This window comes from Actinophytocola sp. NPDC049390, assembly GCF_044466355.1.
In the GTDB taxonomy this organism is placed as follows: domain Bacteria; phylum Actinomycetota; class Actinomycetes; order Mycobacteriales; family Pseudonocardiaceae; genus Actinophytocola.
Genome location: NZ_JBITMQ010000012.1, coordinates 233,462 through 249,420 on the forward strand (window position 1 = coordinate 233,462; position 15,959 = coordinate 249,420).

Consider the following 15,959-nt stretch of genomic DNA (forward strand, 5'->3'; position numbering starts at 1 on the left):
ACGTAGATAGTTAATGCCGCGTACAATCAGTGCCATTGACAGTCAAGGGAGTGGACATGTCCTTTACCGAGCAGGAGGTCGCGTACCTGCGGTCCCAGCCGCTGGCGCGCATCTCGACCGTCGCGCCGGACGGGCAGCCGGACGTGGCGCCGGTGGGCTTCGAGTTCGACGGCACGTACTTCTACGTCGGTGGTCACGACCCGGTGCGAACCCGGAAATACCGCAACGTCGAGGCGGGGAACGAGAAGGTGGCGCTGGTGGTCGACGACCTGAAGTCCGTCGACCCGTGGCGGCCCCGGTTCCTGCGCGTCTACGGCACGGCCGAGCTGGTGGAGCGGGAGGGCCAGTTCGGCGCCGGGGCGTACATGCGGATCACGCCGACCGTCTCGTGGAGCTTCAACCTGGACGGCGAGTCCGGCACCCGCGACGCGGGCTTCCAGCGCACCGTCCACCAAGCGGCGTAACCCCTCGCGAGTCGCGTTCCCAGGCGCATCGAGTTGTGGGGGGGGGGGGGGGGGGGAGTGGTGTGGGAGACGGGGGGGAGTGCGCACAACCCCCGCCGAGGACAAAAACCACACCGGCGAGGGGGGGCGGCGGGCGGGGGTGGTCCCCGGGCCCTCCTTGGGTGGTTTTGCTGCCCCCGCGGGCCCCGCCCCCCCCCCCCCCCCCCCCACAACTCGCCATGTGCGAAAACGCGACTCGCGGTGTCTGAGAGCGCGACTCGCGGTGTCTGGGGGCGCGACTCGCGGGGTCAGTATTCGTCGTGGAAGCGGAGGGTTGGGTTGCCTGCCTGGGCGGCGAAGGTGGTGGCGCGGTTTGCTGGTTTTTCCCATGGTTCCTGGCGGCCCAGGGCGGTCATGTCCAGGAAGTAGTGGGTGCCGCCGATCTGTTCGAGGCCGCGGGCGTACGTCGAGTACGTGTGGAAGACCCGGTCCCCGTCCCGGAGGAAGCACGACATGCCGGGGTAGTCGCCGCGCCTCGCGGGGGACCACTCGAAGCCCTGCTCGGCGAGTTCCGGCTCCGTCCGGTAGTTCAGCAGCACGGGCTGGACCCGTTCGTCCACCGTCACGTGGTAGTCGTGGTTGAAGTCGCTGCTGTGGGAGGAGACCCACGGGAACGCCCACCCCATCCGCTCGTGGAACGGCCCGATCTTCTCGTACGGCGCCCGTGACACCGCCACGAACGACGTGTTCCGCTGGTGCAGATGGACGAGGTTGCCGATGTTGTCCGCGTGCGCCGAGCAGCTCGGGCAGCCCGTGTCGCGGGGTACCTCGGTGCCGTCCTCGTCGACGTCGAACGCCCACATCATGTGGTGCACGATCAGCTGTGCGCGCCCGTCGAACAGGTCGAGCAGCGTCACCGGCCCGTCCGGGCCGGTGAACACGTACTCCTTGTCCACCGGCACCATCGGCAGCGACCGCCTGGCCGCCGCCAGCTCGTCACGTGCCCTGGTCAGCGCCTTCTCCCTGGCCAGGAGCTCCTTGCGGGCCTCGAGCCACTCCGCGCGGCTCACGATGCTCGGCAGGTTCATACCCGTACAGACCGAGGGGCGGCGCGAAACTCATCGCACCGCCCCTCGGAGTCGCCCGCCGTCAGAACGGGTTGCGGCGGTTGCGGTCCATGCCGGCCGGGTTACCGGGCACCGACTCGTCGGGCCCCTCCGGCGCGGGCTCGTCCGCGTACGTCGGGCGGGTGTGCTCGGCCGCGAAGTCCGGGTCGCCCGGCGGGACGCTCTGGCCCGGGCTGCCGCCACGGGGAGCCATCCGCGACTCGCCCTGTTGCGGCGAACGCTCCACGTCACCGCGCCAGCCACCGGTCTCGGCGCCGCGGTGCTCGATGAACTCCTTGAACCGGCCGAGGTCGCCCTGGATCCGGTGACCCACGACGCCCAGTGCCGAGCCCGCCTTCTCGGTCAGGCTGTCCGGCTCGTAGTCCATCTGCAGGTGGACCCGCGTCGTCCTGTCGTCGATGCGGTGGAACGTCACGACACCGGAGTGCTCCGGGCCGGTGATCGACCGCCACGCCACCCGCTCGTCCGGGTGCTGTTCGGTGATCTCGGCGTCGAACTCACGGGTGACGCCGCCGACCGTGGTGTGCCAGTGGGTGCGCGTCGGGGTGAGCTGCTCGATGCGGTCCACGCCCTCCATGAAGGCCGGGAACGACTCGAACTGCGTCCACTGGTTGTACGCGGTCCGCACGGGAGTCTGCACATCCACCGACTTCTCGATGGTGGTCACTGTCTGTCCTCCTTCGATCGCGTGCGTGGCAAGACGTTCCACGTCTCACCACGACGAAACATGTCTTGCCCTGCGGCGGTTCTTGCCGGTACCGGGGGCGAAACCGTGCTTGACCAGCCGCGCCTCGGTCAGCTCGTCCGCGCTCGTGAGCGTGAAGAACAGGCTCAGCGCGAGCGCGGCGCCGACCGCCAGCAGCGCCCAGCCGAGGGACAACGGCGTCAACAGCACCAGTACGAGAAACGCCGCGACCAGCCACGGCAGCGTCTGCGCAACCACCAGGAGCGCGAAGCGCGCCAGCCAGCCGCGGTCGGTCGCGTCGTGCAACACCCACTCGCGGTAGCGGTCGGGCAGCCGCCCGCCGTACGCGTAGTGAAGCCACCGCACGGGGCCCGGCCTCGTCATCTCCATGCGTCCGGGTACCCCGCCAGGTCGGCGGTCAACGTGCTGTGGCGCGGAACTCCAGGCGGAAGTTGTCGAGCGTGCCGGGCAGCCGCTCGTGGCCGCGCAGGCCGTGGTCGTCGGTCAACGCGTAGTCACGGTGCGTCCGCATGACCGCGAGCATCGTGCTCGTCGTGTACAGCACGAGGTTGCGGCCCGGGCACTGGCCCGGCCCGCCGCTGAACGGCACCAGCGCCGGATGCGACTGTGCGCGACCGTCCAACCACATGCCGGGGTCGAACCGCTGCGAGACCTGGCGGTGGAAGTACGGTGCGAACACGAGCACCGTCGTGCCGTCGGGCAGTTCGTGGCCGCCGAGCGTCGTCTTCTCCGTGCTCTCGCGCAGGATCGCCGGGGTCGTCGGCCACAGCCGAAGCGTGTCGAGCACGCACGCCCGCAGGTACGGCAGCTGTGCCGGTTCGCCCGCGTCCCGCTCGGCCCGCGCGGCGGCGTCCGGGTGCGTGGCGAGCACGGCGAGCGTGCGCATGACCGCCATGCCCGCCGCGTCGAACGCGAACAGCCAGTGCGGCACCTGGCCCACCGGGTCGACGTCCGCGCCGAACCCGGCGGCGACGGAGTCCGGGTCGCGGCGCTCGACGTGCGTGCGGAGGCGTTCGGTGAACTCGGACAGGAGCCGCTCGCGCCGGGGCATCGCCCACGCCCAGTTCGCGGTGCGGCGCAGCCGGTCGAGGAGTTCGGTGAGCCGCTCGTCGTCGCGGGCGGCGTCGCCGAGCACGACCCGGCGGACGACGCGCTGCCAGGTGGTGTCGAAGGTGTCCCATTCGAGGGTGCGGTCGGTGAGCGTGGCCGCCTCCTCGGTGATGACCCGGTGGATCGGGACGGCGAGGTGGTGCAGCGGGCGCGCGGTCTCCAGCGCGTGTTCGTTGGCCGCACGGCGTTTCGCGCGTGTCGCCTCGTCGCGGGTGATCAGCACGGCGTGCGGCTGGAAGTGCTTCAGCGCGCTGACCTTGTCGGTGCTCGCCGGCGTGAACGGGTCGGGCGACGCCGCGAGCACGGCACCGACGTGGTCCGGTGACAGGACGACCGCGACCTCGCGGTGCCCCGGTACGCGCAGGAGCACCGGACCGGCGCCGTACCGGTCGGCGAGGCGGGCGATCTCGCGGACGGCGCGATCGTCGCCGCCGAGCCGGTCGACGAGCCCCATCAGCAGGGGTCGCCGTTTGATGACACCGCCCGCGAGCGTGGGCAGCAGCACGGTCGAGAGCACGCGGGCGGTGTCGGTCGCGGAGGCACGGGTGATGATCGCGCTGGTCATGGTCCTCGGATGCCCTCGCCGGACCGGCGGAAACGTCACTTCATCGTGGCCAGCGCGGTCACCAGGCCCGCCACCACCTCCGGGTGTCCGAGCGGGAGCGGCGCCTCGACGCGGTCGTCCGGGCCGCGGTGGCTGCGGGCCACGACGCGCACCTCGATGTCGCTGCCGGGGAGGGACTCGTCGCCGTCCGGCGGGTCGACCAGCAGGACGGACGTGACGATGTCGGAGTATTCGCGCGCCAGTGCGAGCGCCGCCTCGCAGGCCTCGCCGCTCGCCACGAGGTTCGCGGCGGACTGCCGGTCCGCGAGCGTCTCGAACACGTCCTCGACGTCCTCTATCGACTGCTTGCTCGCCGGGACCCGGCACCACGCCACCTGGAAGTGGGCGGCGAGCTGGTCCCAGGTCGGTGGCAGCTCGTCGTGCTTGGCCGTGCCCGCCGGGTCGACCACCACCAGCGCGGGACCGTCCTCACGGCCCGCCCACACCACGGGGTTGCCCTGCGCCCGCGGTCCTTCTTTCGCGAACTCACGCACCGGTATCACCTCGCCCGGGGGATACCGCCGCGCTCGTCGGGCAAAACGTCAACGCTGCTCACGCACGACGTCGGCCGGTGGTGTGTCGGTGCGCAGGCCGCCGAAGCGGGGGTGGCGCAGCCTGCCTTCCCGCGTCCACTCGCTGAACCCGACGTGCACCACCAGTTCCGGCCGGATCCAGTGCGCGGTCGGCTCCGGCACCGGGTCGGCGAACGGGGAGGTGTCCTGGGCCATGGCGTCCATGCGGGCCCGCAGCGCACGCAGGGTCGCGTGGTCGTAGCCGGTGCCGACCTTGCCCGCGTACCGCAGCGCGCCGTTCTCGTGGTAGCCGACGATCAGCGCGCCGAACCCGGCCCGCGACCCCTGCGGCTCGGTGAACCCGCCGACGACGAACGCCTGGCTGCGCACGCACTTGAACTTGAGCCAGTCCGCGGAGCGCCCGCCGACGTACGGCGAGTCGGCGCGTTTGGCGATCAGTCCTTCCCAGCCGTTGTCGCACGCGTGCCGGTAGTAGTCCTCGCCGTCGCCCTCGCGGTGCTCGGTGTAGTGCAGCGGGCCACCGAAACGGAACGCCGTGCGCAGTATTTCCTTGCGTTCCCACAGCGGCCGTCCGGTGAGGTCTGTGCCATCGACATAGAGCAGGTCGAACAGGTGGTACCGCACGGTGTCGCCGTCGCGGACGATCTCGCCGTCGGCGACGAAGCGGGTCGTGCCCGCCCCGGCCAGCAGTTCGACCAGGTCGGGGTAGGTGTCGTCGAGGCGTTTGTGGGCGCGGGACCACAGCTGGGGCCGCCACCCGTCGCGGATGGACAGGGCGCGCACCCCGTTCAGCTTCCGTTCGAACAGCCAGTCGTCGTCGGAGAAGCGGCGATCGGTCGGCGTTGCGAGCATCAACTCGGGCGGATCGATCATCTCTCGTCTCGGTGATCGGCGGGGAATATGCAATTTGCATACCCGGGGTTGCGGATTGTAAACGCTCGGCGTCAGCACGTCACGCCCCGGCTCAGGGGAGCGCCGCGAGCACCGGTTTCCAGTCGAATCCGCTGTCCGCACGGATGTTTTCGTTGGGCAGCACGACCGCTCCCCACTGTGCCCGCGGCCCATTTGTCGACGGTGTTGAAGGCGGCGGGCACGCATATGTCGTGATTCGGCACGGCTGTACGCGCGCCCAGGTCTAGATGCCGGGGATGCGGCCGCCGCGGAAGGCGTTCACGAAGAGGCTGTGGTCTTCGCGGGTCTGGGCGGCGTACGCCATCGCGAACCGGGTCAGTGTCTTCGTGAACTCGTCCTCGTCCGTGATGACCGACGCGATGGCCTCCTCGCTCTGGAAGCCGACCAGTGTCTGTTCCGAGTCGGAGTCCGAGACGCAGTGCATCTTGGCGGTCGCGCGGCCGAGGTAGGCGAGGACCGGGGCGATGTCGGTCGGCTCCGTCAGTTCCGACCAGTCCAGGTCACCGGCGTAGGGCGACAGCTCGGTGACCACGAACCCCTTGCCGTCGACCGTGGTGTGGCCCAGCCACGGGTCCGCGTGCGCCTGCAGCGCCCGCTGGGACACGGCGGTGCGGTGGCCCTCGTTCTCGAAGTACGACTGGATCCGCGGTTCGTCGACGACACGGCTGGGCGCCGGCACGTTGCCCTGCTTCATCGACAGCACGACGTCGTTCTCCAGTGCCTGCGTGTGCCCCTCCACGAGCACGCTGTACGCGGGCAGCCCGGCCGACCCGATCCCGAACCCGCTGCGTCCCACCAGGTCCTTCACGTGGTACGTGCCCGCGCTGAACCGCTTCCCGGCGGGGATGGTGTCCAGGTACGACGCGAAGGCCTCGAGCGCCGTCGACCGTTCCGCGTCCGGCAGTTCGCGCACCCCCGGGCCACGCGAGAACTGGCGCTCGTAGTCCTCCACCTTCGTCATCGTCGACAGCAGGCCGGTCCGCGTGCGCAGGCGTGCCCGCAGCAGCACCTCGTGCAGCGTCCCCTCCGTGCTGTCCAGTTGCAGCCGCACACCCTCGTCGCCCGGGTTGTCGGCGAACGACCGCACCTGCCGCACGTACTCGCGCAGGTAGGTGCCGATCAGGGCCGCGATGTCGTCGTCGGAGATCGCCTTGCTCCACGCCATCAGCGCGACGCTCGCCGTCAGCCGCTTCAGGTCCCAGGTGAAACTGCCCAGGTACGCCTCGTCGAAGTCGTTCACGTCGAACACCAGCGTGCCGGACGAGTCCATGTAGGTGCCGAAGTTCTCCGCGTGCAGGTCGCCCTGGATCCACACCCTGCTGGTGCGCTCGTCGGCCCACGGGTCCATGTCCTGGGCCATGTCCGCGTAGAACAGCACCGCGCTGCCCCGGTAGAACGCGAACGGCGCCGCCGCCATCTTCCGGAACTTCCTGCGGAACGCCACCGGGTCCGCCCTCATCAGCTCGTCGAACGCGTCCACCAGCACGTCCACGATCTGTGCCTGCCGCGCTTCCGCGCCCCGCTCCGTGATGCGGTCGATGACGTCATCCATACCTATACTCTGCCAGCTCGGGCGGGTCAGGTGGTGATCTCCACGGCACCCGCGCCCGCACCGTGATGTCCACAAAGGACCCCATCACTCCACAATGGACTGACGGAGGACGGCGGACAGGCTGGGATGCACGCCGAGCGCCTCCGGCAGACCGGTGATGGTCACCGGTCTCAGCACGGCGGGGCTGTTCGCGACCACGGCGAACCGCGCGCCCCTGGCCTCCAGTTCCGACCGCACGTCCAGCAGTGCGGACAACCCGCTGCACGCCAGGAACCCGACCTGCGACAGATCGCACACGAGCAGTCGCGTAGCGGGATCGGACACATGTGGTGTGAGGTTGTCGCGGAGAGTGTCGACGGTGGCCAGGTCCACTTCGCCACCGACGGACACCACCACCACCCCGGTGGTCACGAGCCGATGACGGATGCGCAGCGACGACAGATCAGCCAATGTGGTCTCCTGGAGAAGAGGACGCACGGCTGACTTCGTAACCGTGAACTTCAGCACCACACTACCAACCCCGGGGGAGTTGCCTCCGGGGACCGGAACGCAGAGACTCCTGACGTGCCCGACGACATCCTGACGCTGGCGAGAGAACTCGCCGAGATAACCAAGCTGGTCGCCGACGACGACTTCGGCTCCACCATGGCACGGTTCGTCACGCGAATCGTGCGCACGGTTCCGGGCTGTGACGACGCGATCATCACGGTGCGCTCGGCGTCCGGCGTGGAGACCGTGGACTCGTCCCACGACCTCGGCTTCGACCCGCTCGTGCCGGGGCCCATCGTCGAGGCGGTGACGTACTCCGAGCCGCGCAGGCTCGACGACGTGGCGGCCGACCAGCGCTGGCCCGCCTTCGGCACCCAGTTCGTGAACGCCGGCTACCGCAGCTGCCTGTGCCTGCCGCTGTCGACCGACGGCGCCGAGACCGCGGTCCTGTCCCTGCTGTCGCGCCAACCGGAGCAGTTCGGCGAGGCCGCGTTCGACGTGGTGCTGCTGCTGACGTTGCACGCCGGCGTCGCGTTCGACAACGCGTCGCTCTACCACGACTCGCGCGAGTTGGTGACGCAGCTGCGGACCGCGCTGCGCACCCGTTCGCTGGTCGGCCAGGCGCAGGGGCTGTTGATGCGGCACTTCGACTGCCCGTCCGAGGACGCGTTCGCCCTGCTCAAACGCACGTCCCAGAACCGGAACGAGAAGCTGCGCGACCTCGCCGCCATGCTCGTGGGAGCGCACGACGGCGGCGGCTTCGACGAGGTGCTCGCCCAGCTCGGCGTGGCGGGATCGAAGGCGAGCGGCGTCAGCCGGGCTGTGTAGAGCCGGTCAGGCGGCCTGCGTGAGCGGGGGCGTCGCGAGGAGTTCCGTCACCCGGTCCGCCGCCCGCGCCGGCGCGCCCTCGGCCGTGACCAGCTCCCGCAACCACTGTGCGGTGATGCGGGTCGGCTCGTCGAACCGCAGGTGCTCGACGACGTCGCGCAGCTCCTCGGCGTGCGTGTCCCCGAGCGCCGTGACGACGGTGCCCACGCCGAGTGCCGCGACCCGCTCCGCGTGCGCGACCTCCTCGGCCGTCGTGGGGGCCAGCACCATCGGGACCCCGGCGCGCAGCCCGGCGCTCACCGCGGCGAGCCGGCCGTCGGTGAGGAACACGTCGGCGTGCGGCAGTTCGGTGTCGCTGACCACGACCTGCCACGGGGTCTCGCCGAACGCGCGCACCAGCGGGCCGATCGGCGGGCCGTCGACCAGCAGCACCGGCCGCTCCCCGTGGCGGCGCCACGTGTTGTGCACGGTGCCGCGTGTCCCCGGGATGCTGAACACGTACGACTCGTACGCCCGCTCGTGCGGCCAGCCGTACGGTGACGAGGGCAGGTTCTCGCCGGCCACCAGCAGCGGCACGTCCCATGCCCGGGCCAGGTCGGTCGCGACGGCCGCGGTCCTCGGGTCGGCGACCACGGCGTCGACCACGCCGAGCATCGACGTCTCGAGGAGGCGCCGCTCGTTGCGGCCGAACCGGATCGGCCGCACGCCGGCCTCGGCCTGCTCGTCGAGGTAGGGGTCCGAGGACGCGAAGGTGACGCGGTGGCCGCGCGCGCCGAGCTCCTCCGCGAGCCGCAGCGTCGGGTACAGGTGTCCCGGGGCGGGCCGGCTGAGGAAGAGGAGGTGCATGTCCGCGACGGTAGGCCGGGCGGGTGGAGACTCACTCCAGCCTCAATCACCTCAGTGTGACCAATCGGACAAACCGGTCCGGTCGGTGGGCATGTGTCCTGCCTTGGCGATTAGTGTCGTCGTGTGGGAGCGGACGGGCGCAGGGCGTGGTTGTCGTGGACTCGTGTGGTGCCCGTGCTCGCCATCGGCGCGCTCGTGGCGACCTGGGGACGTGACCTCGGCGCCGTACTGGTCCTGATCGTCGCGGTCCTGCTGGCCGGCGCCGTGCTGGCGGCCGTGCACCACGCGGAGGTGGTCGCGCACCGGGTGGGGGAGCCGTTCGGGTCGCTGGTGCTCGCGGTCGCGGTGACCGTCATCGAGGTCGCGCTGATCGTGACGCTCATGGTGTCCGGCGGACCGGAGTCCGCGTCGCTGGCGCGGGACACCGTGTTCGCGGCGTTCATGATCACCACGACGGGGATCGTCGGCCTGGCGCTCATGGTCGGCGCGCGGCGGTTCCACGTCACGCTCTTCAACGCGGAGGGCAGCGGCGCCGCGCTCGCGACCGCCACGACGCTCGCGGCGCTGAGCCTCGTCCTGCCCACCTTCACCACGAGCCAGCCCGGCCCTGAGTTCTCCCCGGCACAGCTCACGTTCGCCGCGCTGGCCTCGCTCGCGCTGTACGTGATGTTCGTGCTCACGCAGACCGTGCGGCACCGCGACTTCTTCCTTCCGGTCGCCCAGAAGGCGCAGGAGCAGGAGCAGGAGGACTGCGACGAGCACGCCGCGCCGCCCAGCGGTCGCGAGGCGCTGGTCAGCCTGGGGATGCTGCTGCTGTCGCTGGTGGCCGTGGTGGGGCTCGCGAAGGTGGAGTCGCCCGCCATCGAGGAAGGGGTGGCCGCGGTCGGGTTCCCGCCGTCGTTCGTCGGTGTGGTGATCGCGCTGCTGGTGCTGCTGCCGGAGACGCTCGCCGCCGTGCGCGCCGCCCGGCGCGGCCGGATCCAGACCAGCCTCAACCTCGCCTACGGCTCGGCCATGGCGAGCATCGGTCTCACGATCCCCACGATCGCGCTCGCGTCGACCTGGCTCGACGGGCCGCTGGTGCTGGGCCTCGGTTCGACGCAGCTGGTGCTGCTCGTGCTGACCGTCGTGGTCAGCGTGCTCACGGTCGTGCCCGGCCGGGCCACCCGCCTGCAGGGCGGTGTGCACCTGGTGCTGTTCGCCGCGTTCGTGTTCCTCGCGGTCAACCCCTGAGCGCGGCCCGGAAAATGTCGGTGCCGCGCGTTATCGTGCGGGCATGGTGTACATCGCTCTGTTGCGGGCCATCAACCTCGCCGCCAAGCGGCGGGTGGCGATGGCCGACCTGCGTGCGTGGCTGACCGGCCTCGGGTACGAGGACGTGCGGACGCTGTTACAGAGCGGCAACGCCGTGTTCCGCACGAGCAAGAAGCCCGCGACCGTGCGCAAGGAGGTCGAGGCGGCGCTCGCGGAGGGCGCCGGGTTCCCCATCGACTGTGTGCTGCGGACCGCGGACGAGTTACGCGCGGTGGTCGCCGCGGACCCGCTGGGTTCGGTGGCCACCAACCCATCCCGCTACTTCGTGTCCTTTGTGGACGTGGCAGGGGAGTGGCCGGAGATCGACGCGGCCGCCTTCGAGCCGGAGCGGGTCCACCTCGCCGAGCGCGAGGCGTACTTCTGGGTGCCGGACGGCACGCAGAGCTCGAAGCTCCTGGCGGCGTTCCCGGCACGCAAGGGGCAGATCGCGACCATGCGCAACTGGAACACCGTCACCAAGCTGCTGGCGATGGCGGACGCGTCCGCTTAGTTCTCGCCGAGCACCGCCCGGATCACATGCCGGGCGTTGCCCGCCATCGCGGGGTTCGTGTTCCGGTAGTACGGCAACGCGATCAGCGCCTGCGAGAGCGTGCGCGCCCGGCCGCGGAGCCAGGTCGCGTCGTCCACGCCGAGCGCCTCGCGGAAGACCTGGCGCGCACTGACGGGAAGGAGGTTCCACGCCGGGAACAGGTCGCACGCCGGGTCACCCGTGCCGAGGCAGCCGAAGTCGATCACTGCGGTCAGCCTGCCCCCGGACACCAGCAGGTTGCCCGGCATGAGGTCGGCGTGCAGCCACACCGGCGGGCCGTCCCAGCCCGGCGTCCGCAGCGCCTCGTCCCACACGCCTACCGCGGCGTCGCAGTCGACACCTTCTTCCGGGATGCCACGAAGCTGCTCGATCGCCGCGCGGGTCGGTGCGTCGAGCGAGGCGACCGGGCCGCCGCGGTAGGCGGGCGGCGCACCGGACAGGGTGACGCCGCGCATCGCCGCGACGAACCCGGCCAGGTCCTCGGCGAGCCGGTCCGGGTCGTCGAGTGCGCCCTCCTCGGGGTTCTCGCCCGCGAGCCACCGGTACACCGACCACGGCCACGGGAACCCCTCGGCGGGCTGCCCGGCGCCGAGCATCTCGGGAATGGGGGTGGGCAGGTGGGGTGCGAGGCGGTGCAGCCACGCCCGTTCGGTGGCCACGTCGCCCGCACCGCCCGCGACCAGCGGAAGGCGGACGACCATGTCGTCGCCCAGCCGGTACATGGCGTTGACCGTGCCGCCGGACGGGAACCGTCGCACGGGCAGGTCCGCCCACCGCGGGAACTGCCCGGCGACCAGCCGCCGCACGAGGTCGTCGTCAATGGGATGCATACCGGAGTGCATGGGGCAGTTCTAGCTGTAGTGGCGGAACTCTGGCCACAGGTTTGCCCATGCCCGCACCGGCTCGCGGCACAGCAGGATCGGCTTGCCCTGCTCCTCGTTCCACGACCCGACGCCGTCGTCGACGACACCGTGCTGCTCGCACGAGCCGAAGAAGCCACGGATCCGGGGCGAGTCCGTCGCGGTGATGACCGTCGCGACGTGGTCCTCCGGTACGGCACGCCACCACAGCTCGTTGTGCCCGCTGTAGACCGCGGGCAGGTCGAGCTCCTCCGTCCAGCGGTCCACGGCACCCGCCTGCCCGTAGTTCTCGGCGAGCACGATCGTGTGCACGCGTTCCTCCGCCGGGATCGTGGCGGCGACCGCACCGATCTGCTGGGCGAACCGGTGCCACCCGACGGACTCCGGTGCGGTCTCGTTCAGCTCGCCGATCGGCAGGTCGTCGAGCGCGGACACCGGCAGCACGGGCAGCCCGAGCGGCACCGACACGACCGCGGTGACCACGATCCCGACCACGACGACGGCCCGCCGCACGGTGGTCGTCAGCCACTGCGCCGTGGGCACGCAACCCGCCGCGCACAACGCCATCAGGAACCCGGCGACGTAGTCAGGGCGGCCACCCGAGTAGAGGGTGATCGCGCTCGCCACCGGGTAGGCGATGACGAGGAACCGGAACGTGCGGCGCCGCCACAGCGACACGAGGCCGGCGACCGCCATCACCGAGCCGAACCCGAGCAGCCCGAACTGCAGCGGCGCGAACATGATCCGGTTGTCCTCGCCGTTCTCGGCCTCGAGCGCCTCGGCCATCTGCGCCTGCGGCCAGTCGTGCGCCGACTGGTAGAGCAGGTTGGGCAGCGCGATCACCAGCGCCAGCATGGCCCCGAGCCACAGCCACCTGACCGCGAGCACCGACCGCGGCCCGGCGACGAGGACGCCGACGGCGACGCCCAGCACGAGCAACGCGATCAGCAGCCGGTTGTAGGTGGCGACCCCGACGACCGCGCCGAAGGCGAGCCACCAACGCCCGTCCCGGGTGATCGCCTTGCACAGGAACAGGATCGCCGCCGCCCCCAGCGGCAGGTCGAGGGTGAGCGTGAGCAGCATGTGGCCCGCGATCAACGCCATCGACGACACGGCGATCGCGACCGCGGTCAGCACCTGCGCGCCGGTCGTGCCGCCGAACTCCCGGCACACCATCGCCACGAGCACGACCGTCACGGCGACGGCCAGCGCGGGCACCACGCGCAGCGCCACGACGTTGTCGCCGAACAGCGCCATCGAAAGTTTCGCGACCACCGGTGTGAGCGGCGGCGTGTCGAAGTACCCGATCGCGGGTTGTTCACCCAGGAGGCGGAAGTACAACTCGTCGCGGTGATAGCCGTATCGCGTGCTGACGGCCATCAGCGCGGTGAACAAAGTGGCGGCGACCAGGGTTACCGGTGCCGCGGCGAAGGGGGACCTGGCGACGACCGGGGCGTCATTCACGGGTGGAATTCTCCCGCATCGATCAGCTCTCTACCATCACTTCTCATGTCCGGTCTCAGCATGCTGACGCTCAACATCGGCAGCCCCTCGGAGGAGCGCGCCCACCGCCAGCTCGCTTGGCTCGCCACCAGGCACGAGGACGTGCTGGTGCTGACGGAGACGAGGACGAGCGACGGGTGCAAACACCTGGCCGACGCGTTCCGCACGGCCGGTTACGCGGTGCTCTATCCCAAGCCGGCGCCCGCGGAGTACGGCGTCATGATCGTCAGCAAACTGCCACTCCAGGTCGATCCGATCGGCACAATGCTGTCGTACCTACCCAATCGGGTGACCGGCGCAATGATTTCCACCCGTATGGGTTTGATCCGCATTCTGGGCACCTACGTTCCGACACGAGACGCGACAGCGGAGAAGACGGAACGCAAACGCCGCTGGCTGTCGGAGTTCTCGTCGGCCATGGGCGCCGCGGGCATGACCGAGGCGGGCGCGCAAACCGTGGTGCTCGGCGACCTCAACGTCGTCGAACCGGACCACGACCCGGCGTACACGACGTTCCGCTGGTTCGAGTACGACTTCTACCGGGGCCTGACCGACAAGCACGGCCTGCTGGACGCCTACCGGCACCTGAACCCGGACCGCGTCGAGCACAGCTGGATCGGCCGCACCGGCGACGGTTACCGCTACGACCACGCCCACTGCAGCAAGGAACTGGCCGAGGAACTCGTCGAGTGCGAGTACGTCCACGAGCCGAGGTCCACCCGCCTCACCGACCACTCAGGACTGTCGATCCGGTTCACCGTGGACGCGGGCACCCGCCTGGACACCTACGACCCGTTCGAAGCGGCAAGCCCGCCAACGCTGTTCTGAACCGTCCTTCGGCCGACGGCCCAGGAGGCGGGGGCGAGGTCGTTCCGTGACAAGGAAAGCAGGTCGGCGGCGTGCTGCCGGGCGACGTCGGCGAGGGCGTGCATGTGGGTGGCCTCCGTGGCGGGGCCACCGTTGGCGAGATGGTCGAGGAGCAGTGCCTTGCGGCGGTACCAGTCGGCGACCTCACGCGTACCGGCCGCCGGTCCGGGCGCGGTGCGCATCACGTGGCCCATTTCTTCCAGCGTGCTCATGTCCCCAAGTGTGAGCGCCGTCACGTGCCGGGAACCAGTGTGCCCGTGAGGGATCGGGCATGACAATCTCATGCCGCCAGATGGGGGTTCGCCGCGAGGAGGTGGCTGATCCGTGCCCACCACGCGTCGAAGGTGGGCTCCGTGGCGAGTTCCCGGTAGGTCACGGGAAGTCCGCGCACGCGCAGCGTGTTGACCACCCGCATGACGTCCACCGACGACAGGGCGTGAACGTCCTCATGGGACACTCCGGCGATGCGGGTGATCTCGCCAGCCAGGTCCTCACGGGTCATGTCGCGAGGTTCTCAGGTCTCGCTCGACCGGGACATGAGTCTCACCCGCTTGGATACCGTGCGGGGGTATAGTAGCGTTCTCGTAAGCGGCGATACGGACACGAGGAGTGAGCTGGTGGCGACGAACACGTACACGGTGACCGGCATGACCTGCGAGCACTGCGTCGGCGCGGTGCGCGGCGAGGTCTCGCGGATCCCGGGCGTCACTGACGTCCAGGTCGACCTCTCGACCGGGCAGGTCACGGTGACCAGCGACGCACCCGTCGACGTCGAGGCCGTCCGCGCCTCCGTCGACGAGGCCGGTTACGAACTGGCGAGCTGACCGTGCACCCCGCGGCGAAGCTCGGCGGTCTTGTCCTGGTCGTGGCGGCCGTGTTCGGCGCCGCCTACGGGATCGGCAAGGTCGTGGGGCCCGTCGCGGCCGAGCCGAAGCCCGAGGCCGCCGCGCACGAGGGGATGGGCGGCGGCGAGCAGGACGCGGGCCACGGTGACGGTCATGCCGCCGTCGTGCCCACGGGCCTGCAGGTCAGCGAGGGTGGCGTCACGCTCGACGTGCTGACCGACGGGGTCGTCGCCGGGCGTGGCACCGACTTCGCGTTCCGGATCCTCGGCGAGGACGGGCACGCGGTCACGGACTTCCAGCCCACGCACGACAAGCTGATGCACCTGATCGTCGCGCGCCGCGACCTGTCCGGGTTCCAGCACGTGCACCCCGAGATGGCCGCCGACGGGACGTGGCGCGTACCGCTGACCTTCGCGGCCGCGGGCGACCACCGGGTGTTCGCCGACTTCCAGCTCGCGGACGAGGACGAGGGCCACACCCTCGGCGTCGACGTGCCGGTCACCGGGGCCTACCAGCCGGTGCCGCTGCCGCCCGCCGCGTTGACGGCCACGGTCGGGGAGTACCGGGTGACGTTGAGCGGCACGCTCACACCGGGCACCACCAGCAAGCTCACCCTGTCGGTCGACAGGGGCGGGGAGCCCGTCACCGACCTGCAGCCCTACCTCGCCGCCTATGGCCACCTCATCGCGTTGCGCCAGGGCGACCTCGCCTACCTGCACGTCCACCCCGACGGCGAACCCGGAGACGGGAAGACGAGGCCGGGGCCGAACATCGTCTTCTACGCCGAGGTCCCCAGCGCGGGCACCTACCGGCTGTACCTGGACTTCAAGCACGGCGACGTCGTGGCGACCGCGGAGTTCACCGCCGTCGCCGGCGGGCACGGGCACTAGG

The 15,959-nt window shown here is 70.6% G+C and carries 19 protein-coding genes and 1 pseudogene; 7 read left to right on the top strand and 13 right to left on the bottom strand.

The window, feature by feature from the left end; all coding sequences use genetic code 11:
- Positions 1–56: 56 nt before the first annotated feature.
- Positions 57–464: a PPOX class F420-dependent oxidoreductase gene (locus ACIBVP_RS30790; RefSeq protein WP_396109879.1), complete on the top strand. Its 408-nt coding sequence runs from the start codon at positions 57–59 to the stop codon at positions 462–464.
- 287 nt (positions 465–751) lie between these two features.
- On the opposite strand, the gene ACIBVP_RS30795 is transcribed toward ACIBVP_RS30790, so the two are convergent.
- From ACIBVP_RS30795 to ACIBVP_RS30830, 8 genes and pseudogenes are all read right to left on the bottom strand, one after another.
- Positions 752–1,531, bottom strand: a complete 780-nt coding sequence (locus tag ACIBVP_RS30795) for a DUF899 domain-containing protein (RefSeq protein ID WP_396109880.1) — start codon at positions 1,529–1,531, stop codon at positions 752–754.
- Between the two features lie 247 nt (positions 1,532–1,778).
- Positions 1,779–2,237, bottom strand: a pseudogene (locus ACIBVP_RS30800) (SRPBCC family protein); the annotation flags it as partial.
- 45 nt (positions 2,238–2,282) lie between these two features.
- The gene (locus ACIBVP_RS30805) at positions 2,283–2,645 is read right to left on the bottom strand and encodes a DUF5313 family protein (RefSeq protein ID WP_396109881.1); all 363 of its coding nucleotides are present in this window, start codon (positions 2,643–2,645) and stop codon (positions 2,283–2,285) included.
- 28 nt (positions 2,646–2,673) lie between these two features.
- On the bottom strand, positions 2,674–3,951 hold the full coding sequence (locus ACIBVP_RS30810) for a cytochrome P450 (protein ID WP_396109882.1): 1,278 nt from the start codon (positions 3,949–3,951) through the stop codon (positions 2,674–2,676).
- A gap of 35 nt (positions 3,952–3,986) precedes the next feature.
- A complete protein-coding gene (locus ACIBVP_RS30815; RefSeq protein ID WP_396109883.1) occupies positions 3,987–4,484 on the bottom strand; it encodes a hypothetical protein in 498 nt (165 codons plus the stop codon).
- A gap of 48 nt (positions 4,485–4,532) precedes the next feature.
- Positions 4,533–5,396, bottom strand: coding sequence for an ATP-dependent DNA ligase (locus ACIBVP_RS30820; protein ID WP_396109884.1), 864 nt, complete (start codon positions 5,394–5,396; stop codon positions 4,533–4,535).
- A gap of 262 nt (positions 5,397–5,658) precedes the next feature.
- The gene (locus tag ACIBVP_RS30825) at positions 5,659–6,987 is read right to left on the bottom strand and encodes a DUF2252 domain-containing protein (RefSeq protein ID WP_396109885.1); all 1,329 of its coding nucleotides are present in this window, start codon (positions 6,985–6,987) and stop codon (positions 5,659–5,661) included.
- A gap of 84 nt (positions 6,988–7,071) precedes the next feature.
- Positions 7,072–7,464: an STAS domain-containing protein gene (locus ACIBVP_RS30830; protein ID WP_396109886.1), complete on the bottom strand. Its 393-nt coding sequence runs from the start codon at positions 7,462–7,464 to the stop codon at positions 7,072–7,074.
- Between the two features lie 87 nt (positions 7,465–7,551).
- Here ACIBVP_RS30830 and ACIBVP_RS30835 point away from each other — a divergent pair, with 87 nt between their 5' ends.
- The gene (locus ACIBVP_RS30835) at positions 7,552–8,304 is read left to right on the top strand and encodes a GAF and ANTAR domain-containing protein (protein ID WP_396109887.1); all 753 of its coding nucleotides are present in this window, start codon (positions 7,552–7,554) and stop codon (positions 8,302–8,304) included.
- 6 nt (positions 8,305–8,310) lie between these two features.
- On the opposite strand, the gene ACIBVP_RS30840 is transcribed toward ACIBVP_RS30835, so the two are convergent.
- Positions 8,311–9,150 (bottom strand): glycosyltransferase, encoded by an 840-nt coding sequence (locus tag ACIBVP_RS30840; protein ID WP_396109888.1) that lies wholly within the window; start codon positions 9,148–9,150, stop codon positions 8,311–8,313.
- Between the two features lie 123 nt (positions 9,151–9,273).
- Here ACIBVP_RS30840 and ACIBVP_RS30845 point away from each other — a divergent pair, with 123 nt between their 5' ends.
- A complete protein-coding gene (locus tag ACIBVP_RS30845; RefSeq protein WP_396109889.1) occupies positions 9,274–10,383 on the top strand; it encodes a calcium:proton antiporter in 1,110 nt (369 codons plus the stop codon).
- A 43-nt stretch (positions 10,384–10,426) separates the two neighbouring features.
- Positions 10,427–10,954 carry a DUF1697 domain-containing protein gene (locus ACIBVP_RS30850; protein WP_396109890.1) on the top strand — a complete coding sequence of 176 codons (528 nt, stop codon included), beginning with the start codon at positions 10,427–10,429 and terminating at the stop codon, positions 10,952–10,954.
- On the opposite strand, the gene ACIBVP_RS30855 is transcribed toward ACIBVP_RS30850, so the two are convergent.
- Positions 10,951–11,835, bottom strand: a complete 885-nt coding sequence (locus ACIBVP_RS30855; protein WP_396109891.1) for an aminoglycoside phosphotransferase family protein — start codon at positions 11,833–11,835, stop codon at positions 10,951–10,953. The genes ACIBVP_RS30850 and ACIBVP_RS30855 overlap by 4 nt on opposite strands.
- Before the next feature lie 9 nt (positions 11,836–11,844).
- Positions 11,845–13,317, bottom strand: a complete 1,473-nt coding sequence (locus tag ACIBVP_RS30860; protein ID WP_396109892.1) for a glycosyltransferase family 39 protein — start codon at positions 13,315–13,317, stop codon at positions 11,845–11,847.
- Between the two features lie 45 nt (positions 13,318–13,362).
- Here ACIBVP_RS30860 and ACIBVP_RS30865 point away from each other — a divergent pair, with 45 nt between their 5' ends.
- Positions 13,363–14,184 carry an endonuclease/exonuclease/phosphatase family protein gene (locus ACIBVP_RS30865; protein WP_396109893.1) on the top strand — a complete coding sequence of 274 codons (822 nt, stop codon included), beginning with the start codon at positions 13,363–13,365 and terminating at the stop codon, positions 14,182–14,184.
- Here ACIBVP_RS30865 and ACIBVP_RS30870 read toward each other — a convergent pair.
- The gene (locus ACIBVP_RS30870; RefSeq protein ID WP_396109894.1) at positions 14,142–14,435 is read right to left on the bottom strand and encodes a hypothetical protein; all 294 of its coding nucleotides are present in this window, start codon (positions 14,433–14,435) and stop codon (positions 14,142–14,144) included. The two genes, ACIBVP_RS30865 and ACIBVP_RS30870, sit on opposite strands and share 43 nt — an antisense overlap.
- Positions 14,436–14,503: 68 nt before the next feature.
- Positions 14,504–14,725: a hypothetical protein gene (locus ACIBVP_RS30875; RefSeq protein WP_396109895.1), complete on the bottom strand. Its 222-nt coding sequence runs from the start codon at positions 14,723–14,725 to the stop codon at positions 14,504–14,506.
- 115 nt (positions 14,726–14,840) lie between these two features.
- Here ACIBVP_RS30875 and ACIBVP_RS30880 point away from each other — a divergent pair, with 115 nt between their 5' ends.
- Both ACIBVP_RS30880 and ACIBVP_RS30885 read left to right on the top strand, forming a co-directional pair.
- Positions 14,841–15,047, top strand: a complete 207-nt coding sequence (locus ACIBVP_RS30880; RefSeq protein WP_396109896.1) for a heavy-metal-associated domain-containing protein — start codon at positions 14,841–14,843, stop codon at positions 15,045–15,047.
- 2 nt (positions 15,048–15,049) lie between these two features.
- The gene (locus tag ACIBVP_RS30885) at positions 15,050–15,958 is read left to right on the top strand and encodes a hypothetical protein (RefSeq protein WP_396109898.1); all 909 of its coding nucleotides are present in this window, start codon (positions 15,050–15,052) and stop codon (positions 15,956–15,958) included.
- Position 15,959 lies beyond the last annotated feature (1 nt).